This window comes from Pseudomonas sp. HN8-3, from assembly GCF_020790195.1.
Taxonomy (GTDB): domain Bacteria; phylum Pseudomonadota; class Gammaproteobacteria; order Pseudomonadales; family Pseudomonadaceae; genus Aquipseudomonas; species Aquipseudomonas synxantha_A.
On record NZ_CP086206.1, the window covers coordinates 5,801,375 to 5,817,371 of the forward strand.

The window sequence follows — 15,997 nt, forward strand, 5'->3', positions numbered from 1 at the left end:
TAGCGCCCAAGACCTGCTGCCTTCGGGCATCGTCGTAGGGTTCACTGATACACAATCCGAATACCCCCCTGTTTAATGGATAGTCTGGTTATGACCGCATCACCAGACTTTGGTGCATTCACACACTAGCAGTCCAACTGTAGACGCTCACTGAGACGATATTGCTCAATCGTCAAATATCGTTTCAATAAGTACGTATCTCCAGTCTCGTCCCGGATGCGTTCGGCGGCAAGGCACTTAGCCATCTACGACACAAATAAAATTGCCGATCACCCGCGGCACCGCCTTCACGGGCAACCCTGTTATTATCGCCGGTACACCTTCATGCCTCTTTCAAGCAGATCACGAGCGAATCCATGAGCACCGACAAGACCAACCAGTCCTGGGGCGGCCGCTTCAGTGAACCCGTCGACGCCTTCGTCGCGCGCTTCACCGCCTCCGTCACCTTCGACCAGCGCCTGTACCGCCACGACATCATGGGCTCCATCGCCCATGCCACGATGCTGGCCAAGGTCGGCGTGCTGACCGACGCCGAGCGTGACAGCATCATCGACGGCCTGACCACCATCCGCGGTGAAATCGAGGCAGGCACGTTCGACTGGCGCGTCGATCTGGAAGACGTGCACATGAACATCGAGGCACGCCTGACCGATCGCATCGGCGTGACCGGCAAGAAACTGCACACCGGCCGCAGCCGTAACGATCAGGTAGCCACCGATATTCGCCTGTGGCTGCGCGATGAAATCGACCTGATCCTGGGCGAAATCACCCGCCTGCAAAAAGGTTTGCTGGAGCAGGCCGAGCGTGAATCGGACACCATCATGCCCGGCTTCACTCACTTGCAGACCGCACAGCCAGTGACCTTCGGCCACCATCTGCTGGCCTGGTTCGAAATGCTCAGTCGCGATTACGAGCGCCTGGTCGATTGCCGCAAGCGCGCCAACCGTATGCCGTTGGGCAGCGCTGCGCTGGCCGGCACCACCTACCCGATCGACCGCGAGTACACCGCGCAACTGCTGGGTTTTGACGCCGTGGGCGGCAACTCCCTGGACGGCGTTTCGGACCGCGACTTCGCCATCGAATTCTGTGCCGCCGCCAGTATCGCGATGATGCACCTGTCGCGCTTCTCCGAAGAACTGGTGCTATGGACCAGTGCCCAATTCCAGTTCATCGACCTGCCGGACCGCTTCTGCACCGGCAGCTCGATCATGCCGCAAAAGAAAAACCCTGACGTGCCTGAGTTGGTGCGCGGCAAGAGCGGCCGTGTATTCGGCGCGCTGATGGGCCTGTTGACCCTGATGAAAGGCCAACCATTGGCCTACAACAAGGACAACCAGGAAGACAAGGAACCGCTGTTCGACGCCGCGGACACCCTGCGTGATTCGCTGCGCGCCTTTGCCGACATGATCCCCGCGATCAAGCCCAAACACGCGATCATGCGTGAAGCAGCCCTGCGGGGTTTCTCCACGGCAACCGACCTGGCGGACTACCTGGTGCGCCGTGGCCTGCCGTTCCGTGACTGCCACGAAATCGTCGGCCACGCGGTGAAATACGGGGTGGACACCGGCAAGGACCTGGCGGAAATGAGCCTGGAAGAACTGCGCCAGTTCAGCGACCAGATCGAACAGGATGTGTTTGCCGTGCTGACCCTGGAAGGCTCGGTAAATGCCCGCAACCATGTGGGCGGCACTGCGCCGGCACAGGTCAAGGCAGCGGTCGTGCGCGGCAAAGAATTGCTCGCCAGCCGCTAAAACTGTGGGAGGGGGCTTGCTCCCGATGGCGGTGGGTCAGCTACGATTTTCTTACCTGATACACCACCATCGGGAGCAAGCCCCCTCCCACATTTGCTCACCTTTTGGCCGCAATCATCGCCATGAATGCAGGCATCGCCGCCTGCCTGTCCGCCTCTACCTTCTGCGCGTTGGGCATTTCATTCAGGCGCCCCAGCAATGCCTTCGCCTGCGGCAACTGCGCCAGCAGGTCCAACCCGAACAGCTTCTCGCCCACACCGCACGCCAGGTTCAGGCTGTACATGAAATACAAATCCGCAATCGTGAAACTCTCCCCTGCCACATAAGGCGCGAACTTACCGTGCCGACCTAACGTACCGATCCCAAGCAGCAGCTCGGCCCTGGATTTCTCCTTGATCGCCTCCGGCACCGTCAGGCCGAAAAAAGCCTCGGCGAAACACGCTCGCGCAGGCAGTTCGATGTAGAGCTCGATTTCACGGCACAGCGCCAGCACCTGAGCCCGTTGAAAAGGGTCGGCCGGCAGCAATGAAGGGCCTTCCTGAGTGTGTTCGATGTACTCCAGAATCACGCTGGTTTCATTGATAAACCCTTGCTTGACGCCCAGCACCGGCACTTTGCCTCGCGGGCTCACCGCCAAGGCTTCGGGGGTCTGGCCTGCATAGAAAGGCACCTCCTCGAAAGCCAGCCCTTTCTCCAGAAGTGCAAGCTTGACCATGTTGTAGTAGTTACTGACTGAAAATCCGTAGAGCTTGAGCATTGCAGATGCCTCCAGGCCGGGTGTGGGGTTGGCTGCAAGAGTTATAGTTCCAGGCGCCCGGCCTGACCAGCAGCATCACCTGCCTGAATGGCGGTAGACTGGCACCCTTTCCTTGAGGAGCCTGCCATGAGCGAGCCGACCGATATCGACAATGACGAAGAAGAATTCACCGAAACCACGCTGATCGAAGCCATCGAAAACCAGATCGAAAGCGACAACCCGCCAGCGGCCAAGGCAACGTTCAACAAACTGACCCTGGTGGGCTACGAGCGCGACGACATCCTGAATCTGATGGCTCACGTGCTGGCCTTCGAGATTGATGCCATGCTGGACGAAGACCGCGCATTCGATACCCAATGGTATGAAACAGCGCTGCGAGCATTGCCGGAGTTGCCGCCTGAAAAGGAATAATCCCAGTACGCAGCAACACGCTGGACAGTTCGGCAAAGTGCGTTCACCTTATGGCCTGCTAGCCTCTAATAAATTTTAGAAAGTCTGGAGTCCTTATGTCGTATACCCCCGAGTTGGTTGCCGAACTGGAAATCCTTGCACTCTTCAACCTGGACAGCTCCCAGGAGGGTCTGAAAGTCCACCAGACCGCCGCTTCCGCTGCCATCGCAGCTGCCAAGCGCCTTTTTGACAAAGATCTGATTACCCAACCCGATGGCGGCTACCTGACCAGCCTGGGTCGGGATGCAGCTCAACACACCCAAAGCCTGCTGACGATTTTGAACACAACGAAAAAAGAAGCTGCCTGACACCTGATCCCGCCCATGGGGTCCGCCCGTTGCGGACTCCGAGGGCGCTGTTGTGTGGCGCAAAAATTCTGACGCCAAAAAGCCACTTCCCTCTAAAACTCCTACGCTACTGTCTGTAGACTCCTGCATGGCTGCCCACGTCGGGCCCAGCGAGCCACCGAGTTCGACATGACCCGCACCCACGAAATCCGCCCCGATCTGGACGAAGGCATCGACCGCAAGGTGCTGACCCAGTTGCGCGCGCGTTTCATGGCCCTCAATGAGGGCCGCATGGCCCGGGCTGTCGAGGGGCTGACACCACGCCAACAAGGCGTATTGACCTTGTTGCCGCTGTTTTTCCACGTCAATCACCCACTGTTGCCGGGCTATGTCTCCAGCAGCACCCCGGCGGGGCTGTCGAATTTCGAACCTGACGCCCAGGCGCTGGCCGAAGCCCAACGCCTGACCCGCTCGTTCTCCTATAAACCGCGCCATGGCAACCCGCCCCGCCCCATCCACGGCCTGTTCCTGATGGGCAGCCTCGGCACGCTGGCCCAGGCCGATCAAAGCGATATGGACGTGTGGGTGTGCCACGCTCCCGACCTGGACGAAAGCGAACTGGCAGAGCTGCGCAAGAAGTGCCAACTGCTGGAAGCCTGGGCCTTGAGCATGGGCGCCGAGGCGCATTTTTTCCTGATCGAACCTACACGCTTTGTCCTGGGTGAACGCGATACGCAACTAAGCTCCGACGATTGCGGTACTACCCAGCACTACCTGCTGCTGGACGAGTTCTACCGCACAGCCATCTGGCTGGCCGGGCGCACGCCGATCTGGTGGCTGGTGCCGGTCTACGAAGAAAAGCGCTACGCCGAATTTACCCACGCCCTGATTTCCAAGCGGTTTATCCGCGCCGATGAAACCCTCGACCTGGGTCACTTGGCCCATATCCCGCCGGGCGAGTTCATAGGTGCCGGGCTGTGGCAATTGTTCAAGGGCATCGAGTCACCGTACAAATCGGTGCTCAAGCTGCTGCTGACCGAGGTCTACGCCAGCGAACATCCGAACGTGTACTGCCTGAGCCTGCGTTTCAAGCGAGCGGTGTTCGCCAACCAAGTGGACCTGGATGAGCTGGACCCTTACATCGTGGTGTATCGCCGCATCGAGGAATACCTCAAGGCCCGCAACGAGCCGGATCGCCTGGAACTGGTACGACGCAGCCTGTACCTGAAGATCAACCGCAAGCTCAGCGCCGGCCAGCGCACCCCCACTTGGCAGCGACTGCTGCTGGAACGCCTGGCCCAGGAATGGGGTTGGGACCAGCGCCAACTGGCCCTGCTGGACAGTCGCAGCCAGTGGAAAGTGCGTCAGGTTGCTTCCGAGCGCCGCGCTCTGGTCAATGAACTGAACTACAGCTACCGTTTCCTCACCCAGTTCGCCCGCAGCGAACAGACTGCCAGCCTGATCAACAAACGCGACCTCAATGTACTGGGCCGGCGCTTGTATGCGGCGTTCGAACGCAAGGCCGGCAAGGTTGAGTTCATTAACCCAGGCATCGCCCCGGACCTGGCCGAAGACACCCTGACCCTGGTGCAGTCGCCCAACCGCAAGGAGCCGGGCCAGCACCATTGGGGTTTGTATAACGGCAACCTGACGGCCCTGGAATGGGAGCACTTCGCGCCGATCAAACGCAGCCGGGACCTGCTGGAAATGCTCACCTGGTGCCATCGCAACGGCGTGATCGACAGCAGTACCCGCCTGGCGCTGCACCCCGGTGTCAGCGACATGACCGAGTTCGAGTTGTTCAACCTGCTGGGCAGCCTGCAACAGACCATCGCCCTGCCCCTGGCCAGTGTCGATGAGAGCCGCTTGCTGCGCCCGGCAGTGCCCGAAGACGTGCTGTTGCTGATCAACGTCGGGGTTGACCCGCTCAAGCATCATCGCGACCTGAATATCCTGATGACAACAGAGCGCACCGACTCCCTGAGCTACGCCGGTGTACGCGAAAACCTGGTGCTGACCCTGGACCAGGTCATGCTTAACAGCTGGAACGAGGTGATGGTCAGCCGCTATGACGGCCCCCACGCCCTGCTCGACTGCCTGCGCGATTACCTCAACCAACTACCGCTGGGTCATCTGCCACGGCTGCAAGTGCGTTGTTTTTGCCACAACCGTGCGCAGTTCATTGCCCAGCGTGTAGAAGAGGTGTTCGACACCGCACAACACCTGCTGCTTGGCCAAGGCAATCATCGTTACCTGTTGCAGGTGCAACAGCACTATCACGTCATGGAACTGACACCGGGCCAGGCCAATCATGTGTCACTGCCAACCCAGGACGCGCTGATTGCCTACCTCAGTGAGGAACTGGCCAGCTACAGCCCTTGGCACCTTGACGCCATGGCCCTGGAAGACCATGACCTGGCGCTGCTCCTGCCTATGGGCCAGGCCGATTGCGTGCAAGTGTTCTATCGAGTCAATGAAGGCTTCGCCCAGCTGTACGTACTCGACGAATTCAACGCGCTTTGGCAGCAGCGCTTGCCGTTTCATGATGAACAAAGTCTGCTGGCTCCGCTGCAACGCTTCCTGCAATCGATCCTCTATCGCCGCGAAGCGCTGTCGTCCCTGGATTCCCGACAGCCCCTGGGTGAAGTGCACACCTTGTACTATCAGTTATTGCCATCGGGCAGCAGCCGCGCCCGCGGCGTGGAACCACGACCGGCGCCGCAGAACCCTGCCAACAAGCCGTTTTATGACGTGCAGGCAATTATCGGCAAAGGCGCGCCTGGCCAGGTGGGGATCACCCTTTACTGCAATCAGCGGGAATTTTGCGAACTGGAATTTGGCGACCAACTGTTTGCCGTGGTCGCCCGGGAGATCGTCGGGCAACGCCGGGAAACCGAACGTTACCGTTGCTACATCACTGATCTGGACTTGTCAGGACTGCTCGGTGATGTGCAAAGCCCGAGCAATTTGTACCTGCGCTACAAAGCCGAACTGGAACAGTCCCTCAATGCCGCACTGGGCCAGATTTAGAGCGAGAAAGCCCCGCCATCCTTGGGCTGGCCTTCGACACTGAGCAATTCCAGCTTGAGCGTCTTGCCACCCGGTGCAGGCCAGTCGATATGCTGGCCCACTTGCAGCCCCAGCAAAGCACTGCCTACCGGAGCCAGGATCGAGATCTTGCCTTCGTCGGCGTTCGCGTCCTTGGGGTAGACCAGCGTCAGGTGATAGTCCTTGCCGCTGCTTTGCTCACGGCAATGCACGCTGGAGTTCATGGTCACGACACCCGCAGTCACTTCATCGTGACCGACCACGTCTTCGGCGCGGTCGAGTTCGGCTTGCAACGCTTCGACGCCGGGAAACTCGTCGCCCAAGCGGTCGATCAGTTGCTCAAGACGCTGCACGTCAAGACGGGTAAGAATGATGGAAGGTGCGGTCATGATTCAGGCAGACTCCTTTTTTCTGCACAAAAAAGCAAAACCCCGCCAGAAAAAGGCGGGGTTCTCACGGACCTCGATGAGTTGAGGTGTACCCGGACACTACCACAGCGTCACAAATAAACAAGATGCTGTCAGGCTTGGGCCTTGCGCTGCTCAGCTTGCGCGCAGATCACCCGGCGCCGCGCATCGTCGGCGGAGCGCCATTCACGGATGTCTTCCACGTGGCGGAAGCAGCCGAGGCAGACTTTCTGCTCGTCCAGGCGACACAAACTGATACAAGGTGACGGCACCGCCGGGCTGACATTGCTGAACAGCGGCTTGGGCGGGCGTACAGGTACAGGCTGGGTCACGGTCAGATCTCTTCGAAATCCAGCTCGGCGCCGGTATATTCCTCGACGAGGCGCGCGAGCATTTCGCCCAGCAACTCTTCACTTTTGTCGCACTGCCATTTGCCGCTTTCTTCGTCGTAGTCGAAGTGAACGCCACCGGAGCGCGCAGCCAGCCACAGCTGACGCAGCGGCTCCTGGCGACTGAAGATCAGTTGCGGGCCGCTCTCGAACTTGACGGTCAGCACACCAGCCGAGTTTTCCAGATCCACATCCAGGTCGCTGTCGTCGAAAATATCTTCCAGCTTCTCCTGGGTGGCATCCACCAGGTCGTGAAAACGGGCTTCGGTCAAACTCATTGTGGCAACCTCAAAAGTGTCTGGTTTTGCTCAAGCGGGGCACAATACGGACGCGCTTCGCCGATTGCAAAGGATACCGATTTCATGACAGATGGCAGTACGAAATATCATCAAGTAGCGTAGCCCGCTTCTTGTGCTCCTCGGCAAAGCCCCGCCGGACGGGTAGTGCGGCGCATAGGCAAGCTGCCGGGTGGTCGGTATACTCGGGCGCAATTAATGCATATTCAAGGATTTCGCCATGAAGCGCCTGATCTCTTCCCTTGCTGCGCTCGTCGCGGTCGCTTGCCTCGTTAGTGCCTGTGGCCAGAAAGGCCCGTTGTACCTGCCGGATGACAGCAAAGATCCGAATGAACAGGCGCAATCGTCGCAAAAGCCGTCAAAAGCGCATAAGCACGACACCTACTAAGGGAAACTTATGGACGCTTTTAACTACCGGGACGGCGAGCTGTTCGCGGAAGGCGTGGCGCTGTCCGCGATTGCCCAGCGCTTTGGTACCCCGACCTACGTGTACTCACGTACGCATATCGAAGCCCAATACCGCTCGTTCACTGACGCCCTCGATGGCGTGCCGCATCTGGTGTGCTACGCGGTCAAGGCCAACTCCAACCTGGGTGTGCTGAATGTCCTGGCGCGCATGGGCGCCGGTTTCGACATCGTCTCCCGTGGCGAGCTCGAACGCGTATTGGCCGCCGGCGGCCAGGCTGAGAAAATCGTGTTCTCCGGCGTCGGCAAGACCCGCGAAGACATGCGCCGCGCCCTGGAAGTCGGCGTGCATTGCTTCAACGTCGAATCCACCGACGAGCTGGAGCGCCTGCAAGTCGTTGCCGCCGAGATGGGCGTTCGTGCGCCGATCTCCCTGCGCGTCAACCCGGATGTCGACGCCGGCACCCACCCGTACATTTCCACCGGTCTCAAAGAGAACAAGTTCGGCATCGCCATCGCCGACGCCGAAGAGGTGTACATCCGCGCCGCGCAACTGCCGAACCTGGAAGTGCTGGGTGTCGACTGCCATATCGGCTCGCAACTGACCACACTGCCACCCTTTCTGGATGCCCTTGACCGTCTGCTGGCCTTGATCGATCGTTTGGGCGAGTGCGGCATCTACCTGCAGCACATCGACCTGGGCGGCGGCGTCGGCGTACGTTATCGAGACGAAGAGCCACCGTTGATTAGCGACTATATCCAGGCCGTGCGCGAACGCATCGAAGGCCGCGACCTGACGCTGATGTTCGAGCCGGGCCGCTATATCGTCGCCAACGCCGGCGTGCTGTTGACCCAGGTCGAGTACCTCAAGCACACCGAAAACAAGGACTTCGCCATCGTCGATGCGGCGATGAACGACCTGATCCGCCCGGCGCTGTACCAGGCCTGGATGGATGTCACCGCCGTGACGCCTCGCGCAAGCGAAGCACGCACCTATGACATCGTCGGCCCGATCTGCGAGACCGGCGACTTCCTGGCCAAGGATCGTCAGCTGGCCCTGGAAGAAGGTGATCTGCTGGCCGTGCATTCGGCGGGTGCCTATGGGTTTGTCATGAGTTCCAACTACAACACTCGCGGCCGTGCCGCCGAGGTGCTGGTGGACGGTGATCAAGCATTTGAAGTGCGTCGCCGCGAGACGGTAGCCCAGTTGTATGCTGGCGAAAGCCTGCTGCCGGAGTAAGCCATGCTGCTGCGTTTTACCAAGATGCACGGGCTGGGCAATGATTTCATGGTTCTGGACCTGGTCAGCCAGCACGCGCACATCCTGCCCAAACACGCCAAACAGTGGGGCGATCGTCACACCGGCATCGGTTTCGACCAGTTGCTGCTGGTGGAGGCGCCGAGCAACCCGGAGGTGGACTTCCGCTACCGGATCTTCAATTCCGACGGTTCCGAAGTGGAACAGTGCGGCAACGGTGCGCGCTGCTTTGCACGCTTTGTGCTGGACAAGCGCCTGACGGCCAAGCGCCAGATTCGCGTCGAAACCAAGGGCGGTGTGATCGAACTGGATATTCGCAGTGACGGCCAGATCAGCGTCAACATGGGCGCGCCACGCCTGGTGCCGGCGGATATTCCGTTCCAGGCCACCGAGCAGGCCCTCAGTTACCCGCTGGACGTGGATGGCAAAACCGTGGATATCGCCGCCGTGTCCATGGGCAACCCCCATGCGGTACTGCGGGTCAACGACATCAATAACGCCCCGGTGCACGAACTGGGGCCGAAGATCGAACATCACCCGCGCTTTCCAGCGCGGGTCAATGTGGGCTTCCTGCAGGTGATCGACCGTACCCGCGCGCAATTGCGCGTTTGGGAACGCGGCGCCGGCGAAACCCAGGCTTGCGGTACCGGCGCTTGTGCCGCTGCCGTAGCCGCGATCAGCCAGGGGTGGATGGACTCGCCGCTGCTGATCGACCTGCCCGGTGGACGCTTGTCCATCGAATGGGCAGGCCCTGGCCACCCGGTGATGATGACCGGGCCGGCCTCGCGTGTATACGAAGGACAGGTCCGTCTATGAGTGAGCCAAGCCAATGACCGATAAGCCTCAAGTACCCGCACACGCTACCCCGAGTGAAAGCCTGGAGGCCGCTGCTGTCGCGGCGTACCTTGAGGCTAATCCGGACTTCTTCGTCGAGCATGAAGAACTGCTGCCGGCCTTGCGCATTCCCCACCAGCGCGGCGATACCGTGTCGCTGGTGGAACGACAGATGAAGATCCTGCGCGAGCGCAATATTGAAATGCGCCATCGGCTTTCCCACCTGATGGACGTGGCCCGCGACAACGACCGCTTGTTCGACAAGACCCGCCGCCTGATCCTGACCCTGATGGACGCCGCCAGCCTGGAAGAAACGGTGATCGCCGTGGAAGACAGCCTGCGCGAGGACTTCCAGGTGCCCTTTGTCAGCCTGATCCTGTTCAGCGACAACCCGATGCCGGTGGGTCGCTGGGTCACAGGTGGTGAAGCACAGACAGCCATCGGCGGCTTGCTGTCCGAAGGCAAGACTGTCAGCGGCACCTTGCGTGAACATGAACTGGACTTCCTGTTTGGTGCCGAGCAGCGCAAGCAGATCGGCTCTACCGCCGTCATCGCCGTCAGCCATCAAGGCTTGCACGGCGTGCTGGCCATCGCCAGCCGTGACCCTGCGCACTACAAAAGCTCGGTGGGCACGCTGTTCCTGACCTACATCGCCGAAGTGCTGGGCCGCGTCCTGCCGCGCCACACCACCACACTGCGCGCGGTGCGCTGACCATGGAGCGGCAACTGGACGCCTATTGCGCTCACCTGCGCAATGAGCGCCAGGTGTCGCCCCACACCCTTGAAGCCTATCGGCGGGACTTGAACAAGGTCCTGGCCTATTGTGAGAAACAGCACGTCAGTAGCTGGAAAGCCCTGGATATCCAGACCCTGCGCAGCCTGATCGCCCGGTTGCACCAGCAAGGCCAGTCCTCGCGTAGCCTGTCTCGCCTGCTGTCGGCAGTGCGCGGCCTCTATCACTACCTCAATCGCGAAGGCCTGTGCGATCACGACCCGGCCAATGGCCTGTCCCCGCCCAAAGGCGAGCGGCGCCTGCCCAAGACCCTGGATACCGATCGTGCCTTGCAGCTGCTCGATGGTGCGGTAGAGGATGACTTCCTGGCCCATCGCGACCAGGCAATCCTTGAGCTGTTCTATTCTTCGGGCCTGCGCCTGTCGGAGCTGACAAGCCTGAACCTCGATCAGTTGGACCTCGCCGATGGCCTGATACAAGTGCTCGGCAAAGGCAGCAAGACCCGCGTACTGCCGGTGGGCAGAAAAGCCCGCGAAGCCTTGCAGCTATGGCTGCCACTGCGCCTTTTGACCAACCCGGCGGACGATGCGGTGTTCGTCAGCCAGCAAGGCCGACGCCTGGGGCCCCGAGCGATCCAGCTTCGGGTCAAGGCCGCCGGCGAGCGGGAGCTGGGGCAGAATCTGCACCCGCACATGCTGCGCCATTCCTTCGCCAGCCACCTGCTGGAGTCCTCCCAGGATCTGCGCGCCGTACAGGAACTGCTCGGCCACGCCGATATCAAGACCACCCAGATCTATACACACCTGGACTTCCAGCACCTGGCAACGGTGTACGACAGCGCCCATCCCCGGGCCAAACGCATCAAAGGCAGCGACTCATGAGTATCAAGCTGATCACCTTCGACCTGGACGACACCCTCTGGGACAACGTACCCGTCATCATCAGCGCCGAAGCGTCGATGCGCGAATGGCTGGCGCTCAACGCCTCCAAGGTCGGGGACCTACCCCTGGAGCATTTCGCCAGCCTGCGCCAGCAAGTATTGCAGCGTCATCCCGAGCTCAAGCACCGCATCAGCATCCTGCGCCATCGGGTGTTGATGCTGGCATTCGAAGAGGCCGGCTATCCCCAGCCTGAAGCGGCGCAAATGGCGGATGTGTGCTTCGAAGCGTTCATACATGCACGTCACCAGCTCACCGTGTTCCCGGAAGCCGAGCCGATGCTCAAGGCGCTGCGCCAGCACTTCCTGCTGGGGGTGATCACCAATGGCAATGCCGATGTGCAGCGCGTTGGCCTGGCGGAGTACTTCCATTTTGCCTTGCGCGCTGAAGATATCGGCATTGCCAAGCCGGACGGGCGCTTGTTTGAAGAGGCGTTGCAGCGCGGTGGCGTGGAAGCCGGAGCGGCGGTGCACGTGGGCGATCACCCTGGGGATGACATAGCCGGTGCTCAGCAGGCGGGGCTGCGGGCGGTGTGGTTTAACCCCGCGGGCAAGGCCTGGGAGGGTGACAAGCACCCGGATGCGCAGATTCGCAGCCTGACGGAGTTGCCGCCACTGCTGAGTCGCTGGGGTTAACACTGCCCCCCAATGTGGGAGCTGGCTTGCCTGCGATAGCGGTGGGCCAATCAACACAGGGCTCGCAGATACACCGCTATCGCAGGCAAGCCAGCTCCCACAAGGTATTGCAGCGAACTGATAATGGCTCCAGGCATGAAAAAGCCCGCAGCGACGGCGGGCTTTTTCTTACAAGCAGGAGGCAGACCTTAGATAGGTCGGCTGCCGTACTTGTTATCCGGCTTCTTCGGTGGGTCTGCAACCACGTTAGCCTCGACTTCGACCACTTTGCCGCCTTTAGCGAGGAACTCTTCCATCGCACGGGCCAGGGCATCGCGCTCTTTGTTCTTGGCTTCAACGCTTGGCAGCTCGTCTACCGAAACAGCAGCCTTGGCTTTGCCTTTGGCTTTGGGAGCCGCGTCATCGGCACCGCCATCCTCGGCATCGTCAGCAACGTCTTCCGCCGCTACTTCAAGACCTTCTTCGGTGTCGTCTTCATCACCTACTTCGAGGTCGTCTTGTTCCAGATCATCGTCGCTCATGTTCTACCTCATGACTTGCGAAAAGCAGATTAGTTATAGCCCAGCTTCACCCTCTGTCGAGGTCGCCGGAAAAAAATCAACATCCACCGGATTTCCAGTGGCTTATGCCTCTTCACCGTGCAAGGTGGCGAGGACTTTACGAGCACCGCCATGATCACGGTGCTCGCCCAGATAAACACCTTGCCAGGTCCCCATCGCCAAGCGGCCGGCCTTGACCGGCAAACTCAGCTGGCAGCCCAGCAGACTGGCCTTGAAGTGCGCCGGCAGATCATCCGGACCTTCGTCGTTGTGTTCAAACCCTGCGCGGCCCTGTGGCACCAGCAGGTTGAAAAAACGCTCGAAGTCACGGCGAACCGCCGGGTCGGCATTCTCGTTGACGGTCAACGAGGCCGAGGTGTGCTGCAGCCACAAATGCAACAGGCCCACACGGCAAGCCTTCAATTCAGGCAAGCCGGCAAGCAACTCGTCCGTTACCAGATGAAAGCCCCGGGGCTTGGCCCGCAGGGTAATCAGGGTCTGTTGCCACATACAGTTCTCCGCCCATCGGCGCGCATTCTAGCGCGCTCTGGGAAAAAACAAAGTGCCGAATACGCCTTCATGCCTGTAAGACATTTGCACTCTGAAAAGTGCCGTGTGGATCCCATCACAAAGTTGATAAAAAACCCATACACCTTTAGCCAAAGACAAACACCAGACAAAAAAATGCCCGGCAAGCCGGGCATGTTTTTTTCGCGTACTTACAAGTTGTAGCCGCGCTCGTTGTGTTGCGCCAGGTCGAGGCCCACAGCCTCTTCTTCCTCAGTGACACGCAGGCCCATGACCATGTCCAGCACCTTGAGGATGACGAAAGTCACGATGGCTGTATAGATCACAGTGAAGCCTACGCCTTTGCACTGGATCCAGACCTGGGCAGCGATATCGGTGACGGTGCCGAAACCGCCCAGTGCCGGGGCTGCAAACACACCGGTGAGGATCGCACCGACGATACCGCCGATACCGTGCACACCGAAGGCGTCCAGGGAGTCGTCGTAGCCCAGCTTGCGCTTGAGGCTGGTGGCGCAGAAGAAGCACACCACACCGGCAACCAGCCCGATCACCAGAGCACCCATCGGGCCCACGGTGCCAGCGGCTGGCGTCACGGCGACCAGGCCGGCCACCACACCTGAGGCAATGCCCAGTGCACTTGGCTTGCCGTGAGTGATCCACTCGGCGAACATCCAGCCCAGCGCCGCAGCAGCCGTGGCAATCTGGGTGACCAGCATCGCCATGCCCGCCGTGCCGTTGGCCGCCGCAGCGGAGCCGGCGTTGAAGCCAAACCAGCCGATCCACAGCATGGCCGCGCCGATCAAGGTATAACCCAGGTTGTGCGGTGCCATTGGTGTAGTCGGGAAGCCTTTACGCTTGCCCAGCACGATGCACGCCACCAGGCCCGCCACACCCGCGTTGATGTGCACGACGGTGCCGCCGGCGAAGTCCAGCACGCCCCAGTCCCACATCAGGCCACCGTTGCCGCTCCAGACCATGTGCGCGATCGGCGCGTAGACCAGGGTGAACCAGATAGCCATGAAGATCAGCATCGCGGAGAACTTCATGCGCTCTGCAAAGGCACCGACGATCAGCGCCGGGGTGATGATGGCGAAGGTCATCTGGAAGGTGATGAACACGGCTTCCGGAAACAGCGCCGCAGGCCCGGTGATGCTGGCCGGGGTGACACCCGCCAGGAACGCCTTGCCCAGGCCGCCGAAGAAGGAGTTGAAGTTGACCACACCCTGTTCCATACCGGTGGTATCAAACGCGATGCTGTAGCCGTAGACGACCCACAGGATGCTGATCAAGCCGGTGATGGCAAAGCACTGCATCATCACTGACAGAATATTCTTGGAGCGGACCATGCCGCCGTAGAACAGCGCCAGGCCAGGGATGGTCATGAACAGCACCAAAGCGGTGGCGGTCAGCATCCAGGCGGTGTCGCCGGAGTTGAGGACTGGAGCAGCCACTTCGTCTGCCGCCATGGCCAGGCTTGGCATTACGATGGACAGCAGGGCTCCGAGCCCTGCGAATTTACGCAGAGTCATAGTGTTTTCTCCTGGGGCGTTGGGGTTTGGCGGCTTAGATTGCGTCGGTATCGGTTTCGCCGGTACGGATGCGAATAGCCTGTTCCAGATTGACCACGAAGATCTTGCCGTCACCGATCTTGCCGGTGTTGGCCGCCTTGGTTATCGCCTCGATAACCCGGTCAAGATCCTTGTCGTCAATGGCGACATCAATCTTCACCTTCGGCAGGAAATCGACTACGTATTCCGCGCCACGATACAGCTCGGTATGACCCTTCTGCCGACCGAAGCCCTTGACCTCAGTAACGGTAATGCCCTGCACGCCGATCTCGGACAGTGACTCGCGTACATCGTCCAACTTGAACGGCTTGATGATGGCAGTGACTAGCTTCATGAAAACTCTCTCCCGAATTGGTGGACTTGCCCCAGGAAAACAAACCCGTCTCAAGTCTAAGCGCAGTGCCTGGCTTTGTAACGCATCGTCGCCTCGGCATTTGCCGTTGCGACGCCAGCGATCCACTGGTGACGAAACCTGTACCCCTGATCCGTCGGCGCACTGCATTCGTCACAGCGACTGCATCAGTGCATGGGTCATGATCGTCTAAGCAGAAACCTTGCCAGCTCCGTAAAAACCACTGAAATCAGTCCCTTGCTCACTTGTGCCCACCCACGGGGCGTGCGTGTGGCCGCAATGCGCATCAAAACGGTGCGCAGCCGCCCGCTTTGATGCGCGAAAACCGTGCGCAACGCGGCATGAAAAAGACTATAGACGCTGCGTGATACACTGCTGGCCAACTGTTTTCCGGAATGTTTCCCATGCTCGCGCCCAAAGACCTCCTCGACGCCCTGAGCGGCCACGCCTCTCGCCTGTTCAGCGGCGACACCCCGCTGCCCCGCAATGAAATCGAAAGCCAGTTCAAGGCATTGCTGCAAAGTGGTTTCAGCAAGCTCGACCTGGTCAGCCGGGAAGAGTTTGACAGCCAGATGGTGGTGCTGGCCCGCACGCGTGCGCGGTTGGAGAGCCTGGAGGCGAAGGTGGCTGAACTTGAAGCACGGTTGGCGCCATCCTCTGCTGAATAAACACGGTTAGTGTGGGAGCTGTCTTGCCTGCGATGGCGGTGCATCAGCGGATGATTCTTTGCTGACATACCGCTATCGCAGGCAAGACAGCTCCCACATTTGTTTTGCATTGCCGCCCGGATACGTTCTGTAAAATCTCCCTCGCCCCGCTCCG

19 protein-coding genes are annotated in these 15,997 nt (G+C 60.1%); 11 read left to right on the forward strand and 8 right to left on the reverse strand.

The genetic code is table 11. The annotated features are described in order from the left end of the window. Positions 1–356 precede the first annotated feature (356 nt). A complete protein-coding gene (gene argH, locus LJX92_RS25990; protein WP_003195396.1) occupies positions 357–1,751 on the forward strand; it encodes an argininosuccinate lyase in 1,395 nt (464 codons plus the stop codon). Positions 1,752–1,848: 97 nt separating this feature from the next. Here the strand turns inward: argH and LJX92_RS25995 are convergent, their stop codons facing one another. After that, positions 1,849–2,508 carry a glutathione S-transferase family protein gene (locus LJX92_RS25995; protein ID WP_228309118.1) on the reverse strand — a complete coding sequence of 220 codons (660 nt, stop codon included), beginning with the start codon at positions 2,506–2,508 and terminating at the stop codon, positions 1,849–1,851. Positions 2,509–2,634: 126 nt separating this feature from the next. Here LJX92_RS25995 and LJX92_RS26000 point away from each other — a divergent pair, with 126 nt between their 5' ends. The 3 genes from LJX92_RS26000 to LJX92_RS26010 all read left to right on the forward strand — a co-directional run bounded on the left by LJX92_RS26000 (position 2,635) and on the right by LJX92_RS26010 (position 6,275). Continuing rightward, positions 2,635–2,919, forward strand: coding sequence for a hypothetical protein (locus LJX92_RS26000; protein ID WP_032878776.1), 285 nt, complete (start codon positions 2,635–2,637; stop codon positions 2,917–2,919). Positions 2,920–3,014: 95 nt separating this feature from the next. After that, positions 3,015–3,266, forward strand: coding sequence for a TIGR02647 family protein (locus tag LJX92_RS26005; protein WP_032878774.1), 252 nt, complete (start codon positions 3,015–3,017; stop codon positions 3,264–3,266). 168 nt (positions 3,267–3,434) lie between these two features. After that, complete coding sequence (locus LJX92_RS26010) at positions 3,435–6,275, forward strand: class I adenylate cyclase (protein WP_228309119.1); 2,841 nt, start codon at positions 3,435–3,437, stop codon at positions 6,273–6,275. Here LJX92_RS26010 and rnk read toward each other — a convergent pair. From rnk to cyaY, 3 genes are all read right to left on the reverse strand, one after another. Beyond that, positions 6,272–6,682: a nucleoside diphosphate kinase regulator gene (gene rnk, locus LJX92_RS26015; protein WP_005792442.1), complete on the reverse strand. Its 411-nt coding sequence runs from the start codon at positions 6,680–6,682 to the stop codon at positions 6,272–6,274. The two genes, LJX92_RS26010 and rnk, sit on opposite strands and share 4 nt — an antisense overlap. A gap of 131 nt (positions 6,683–6,813) precedes the next feature. Next, on the reverse strand, positions 6,814–7,032 hold the full coding sequence (locus LJX92_RS26020) for a DUF1289 domain-containing protein (RefSeq protein ID WP_078822619.1): 219 nt from the start codon (positions 7,030–7,032) through the stop codon (positions 6,814–6,816). Positions 7,033–7,034: 2 nt separating this feature from the next. Beyond that, positions 7,035–7,367 carry an iron donor protein CyaY gene (cyaY, locus tag LJX92_RS26025; protein ID WP_032878767.1) on the reverse strand — a complete coding sequence of 111 codons (333 nt, stop codon included), beginning with the start codon at positions 7,365–7,367 and terminating at the stop codon, positions 7,035–7,037. A 238-nt stretch (positions 7,368–7,605) separates the two neighbouring features. Between cyaY and lptM the strand changes: the two genes are divergently transcribed. Genes lptM through LJX92_RS26055 form a run of 6 tightly spaced genes read left to right on the forward strand, consistent with a single transcriptional unit; the run spans position 7,606 to position 12,188 of the window. Next, positions 7,606–7,773, forward strand: a complete 168-nt coding sequence (gene lptM, locus LJX92_RS26030; protein ID WP_003195417.1) for an LPS translocon maturation chaperone LptM — start codon at positions 7,606–7,608, stop codon at positions 7,771–7,773. 9 nt (positions 7,774–7,782) lie between these two features. Beyond that, positions 7,783–9,030: a diaminopimelate decarboxylase gene (gene lysA / locus LJX92_RS26035; protein ID WP_228309120.1), complete on the forward strand. Its 1,248-nt coding sequence runs from the start codon at positions 7,783–7,785 to the stop codon at positions 9,028–9,030. 3 nt (positions 9,031–9,033) lie between these two features. Continuing rightward, positions 9,034–9,864 carry a diaminopimelate epimerase gene (gene dapF / locus LJX92_RS26040; RefSeq protein ID WP_078822621.1) on the forward strand — a complete coding sequence of 277 codons (831 nt, stop codon included), beginning with the start codon at positions 9,034–9,036 and terminating at the stop codon, positions 9,862–9,864. Between the two features lie 13 nt (positions 9,865–9,877). Beyond that, positions 9,878–10,594, forward strand: coding sequence for a DUF484 family protein (locus LJX92_RS26045; protein WP_005792447.1), 717 nt, complete (start codon positions 9,878–9,880; stop codon positions 10,592–10,594). A 2-nt stretch (positions 10,595–10,596) separates the two neighbouring features. Continuing rightward, on the forward strand, positions 10,597–11,496 hold the full coding sequence (gene xerC / locus LJX92_RS26050) for a tyrosine recombinase XerC (RefSeq protein WP_103734170.1): 900 nt from the start codon (positions 10,597–10,599) through the stop codon (positions 11,494–11,496). Continuing rightward, positions 11,493–12,188: an HAD family hydrolase gene (locus LJX92_RS26055; protein ID WP_228309121.1), complete on the forward strand. Its 696-nt coding sequence runs from the start codon at positions 11,493–11,495 to the stop codon at positions 12,186–12,188. Before xerC ends, LJX92_RS26055 begins: the two co-directional genes overlap by 4 nt. A 188-nt stretch (positions 12,189–12,376) precedes the next feature. Here LJX92_RS26055 and sutA read toward each other — a convergent pair whose 3' ends face one another. The 4 genes from sutA to glnK form a co-directional block, all read right to left on the reverse strand. Further along, positions 12,377–12,709, reverse strand: coding sequence for a transcriptional regulator SutA (sutA, locus tag LJX92_RS26060; protein ID WP_032878753.1), 333 nt, complete (start codon positions 12,707–12,709; stop codon positions 12,377–12,379). A 102-nt stretch (positions 12,710–12,811) separates the two neighbouring features. Further along, the gene (locus tag LJX92_RS26065; protein WP_005792453.1) at positions 12,812–13,237 is read right to left on the reverse strand and encodes a secondary thiamine-phosphate synthase enzyme YjbQ; all 426 of its coding nucleotides are present in this window, start codon (positions 13,235–13,237) and stop codon (positions 12,812–12,814) included. Positions 13,238–13,446: 209 nt separating this feature from the next. Then, positions 13,447–14,784, reverse strand: coding sequence for an ammonium transporter (locus LJX92_RS26070; RefSeq protein WP_032878752.1), 1,338 nt, complete (start codon positions 14,782–14,784; stop codon positions 13,447–13,449). A gap of 34 nt (positions 14,785–14,818) precedes the next feature. Then, a complete protein-coding gene (glnK, locus tag LJX92_RS26075) occupies positions 14,819–15,157 on the reverse strand; it encodes a P-II family nitrogen regulator (protein ID WP_002555808.1) in 339 nt (112 codons plus the stop codon). 422 nt (positions 15,158–15,579) lie between these two features. Between glnK and LJX92_RS26080 the strand changes: the two genes are divergently transcribed. Then, positions 15,580–15,843 (forward strand): accessory factor UbiK family protein, encoded by a 264-nt coding sequence (locus LJX92_RS26080; protein WP_005792456.1) that lies wholly within the window; start codon positions 15,580–15,582, stop codon positions 15,841–15,843. Positions 15,844–15,997: the final 154 nt, after the last annotated feature.

Excerpts from the sequence above, each read along its gene's own strand:
- argH (WP_003195396.1), top strand. The coding sequence starts at position 357 with ATGAGCACCGACAAGACCAACCAGTCCTGGGGCGGCCGCTTCAGTGAA.
- LJX92_RS25995 (WP_228309118.1), bottom strand. The coding sequence starts at position 2,508 with ATGCTCAAGCTCTACGGATTTTCAGTCAGTAACTACTACAACATGGTC.
- LJX92_RS26000 (WP_032878776.1), top strand. The coding sequence starts at position 2,635 with ATGAGCGAGCCGACCGATATCGACAATGACGAAGAAGAATTCACCGAA.
- LJX92_RS26005 (WP_032878774.1), top strand. The coding sequence starts at position 3,015 with ATGTCGTATACCCCCGAGTTGGTTGCCGAACTGGAAATCCTTGCACTC.
- LJX92_RS26010 (WP_228309119.1), top strand. The coding sequence starts at position 3,435 with ATGACCCGCACCCACGAAATCCGCCCCGATCTGGACGAAGGCATCGAC.
- rnk (WP_005792442.1), bottom strand. The coding sequence starts at position 6,682 with ATGACCGCACCTTCCATCATTCTTACCCGTCTTGACGTGCAGCGTCTT.
- cyaY (WP_032878767.1), bottom strand. The coding sequence starts at position 7,367 with ATGAGTTTGACCGAAGCCCGTTTTCACGACCTGGTGGATGCCACCCAG.
- lptM (WP_003195417.1), top strand. The coding sequence starts at position 7,606 with ATGAAGCGCCTGATCTCTTCCCTTGCTGCGCTCGTCGCGGTCGCTTGC.
- lysA (WP_228309120.1), top strand. The coding sequence starts at position 7,783 with ATGGACGCTTTTAACTACCGGGACGGCGAGCTGTTCGCGGAAGGCGTG.
- dapF (WP_078822621.1), top strand. The coding sequence starts at position 9,034 with ATGCTGCTGCGTTTTACCAAGATGCACGGGCTGGGCAATGATTTCATG.
- LJX92_RS26045 (WP_005792447.1), top strand. The coding sequence starts at position 9,878 with ATGACCGATAAGCCTCAAGTACCCGCACACGCTACCCCGAGTGAAAGC.
- xerC (WP_103734170.1), top strand. The coding sequence starts at position 10,597 with ATGGAGCGGCAACTGGACGCCTATTGCGCTCACCTGCGCAATGAGCGC.
- LJX92_RS26055 (WP_228309121.1), top strand. The coding sequence starts at position 11,493 with ATGAGTATCAAGCTGATCACCTTCGACCTGGACGACACCCTCTGGGAC.
- sutA (WP_032878753.1), bottom strand. The coding sequence starts at position 12,709 with ATGAGCGACGATGATCTGGAACAAGACGACCTCGAAGTAGGTGATGAA.
- LJX92_RS26065 (WP_005792453.1), bottom strand. The coding sequence starts at position 13,237 with ATGTGGCAACAGACCCTGATTACCCTGCGGGCCAAGCCCCGGGGCTTT.
- LJX92_RS26070 (WP_032878752.1), bottom strand. The coding sequence starts at position 14,784 with ATGACTCTGCGTAAATTCGCAGGGCTCGGAGCCCTGCTGTCCATCGTA.
- glnK (WP_002555808.1), bottom strand. The coding sequence starts at position 15,157 with ATGAAGCTAGTCACTGCCATCATCAAGCCGTTCAAGTTGGACGATGTA.
- LJX92_RS26080 (WP_005792456.1), top strand. The coding sequence starts at position 15,580 with ATGCTCGCGCCCAAAGACCTCCTCGACGCCCTGAGCGGCCACGCCTCT.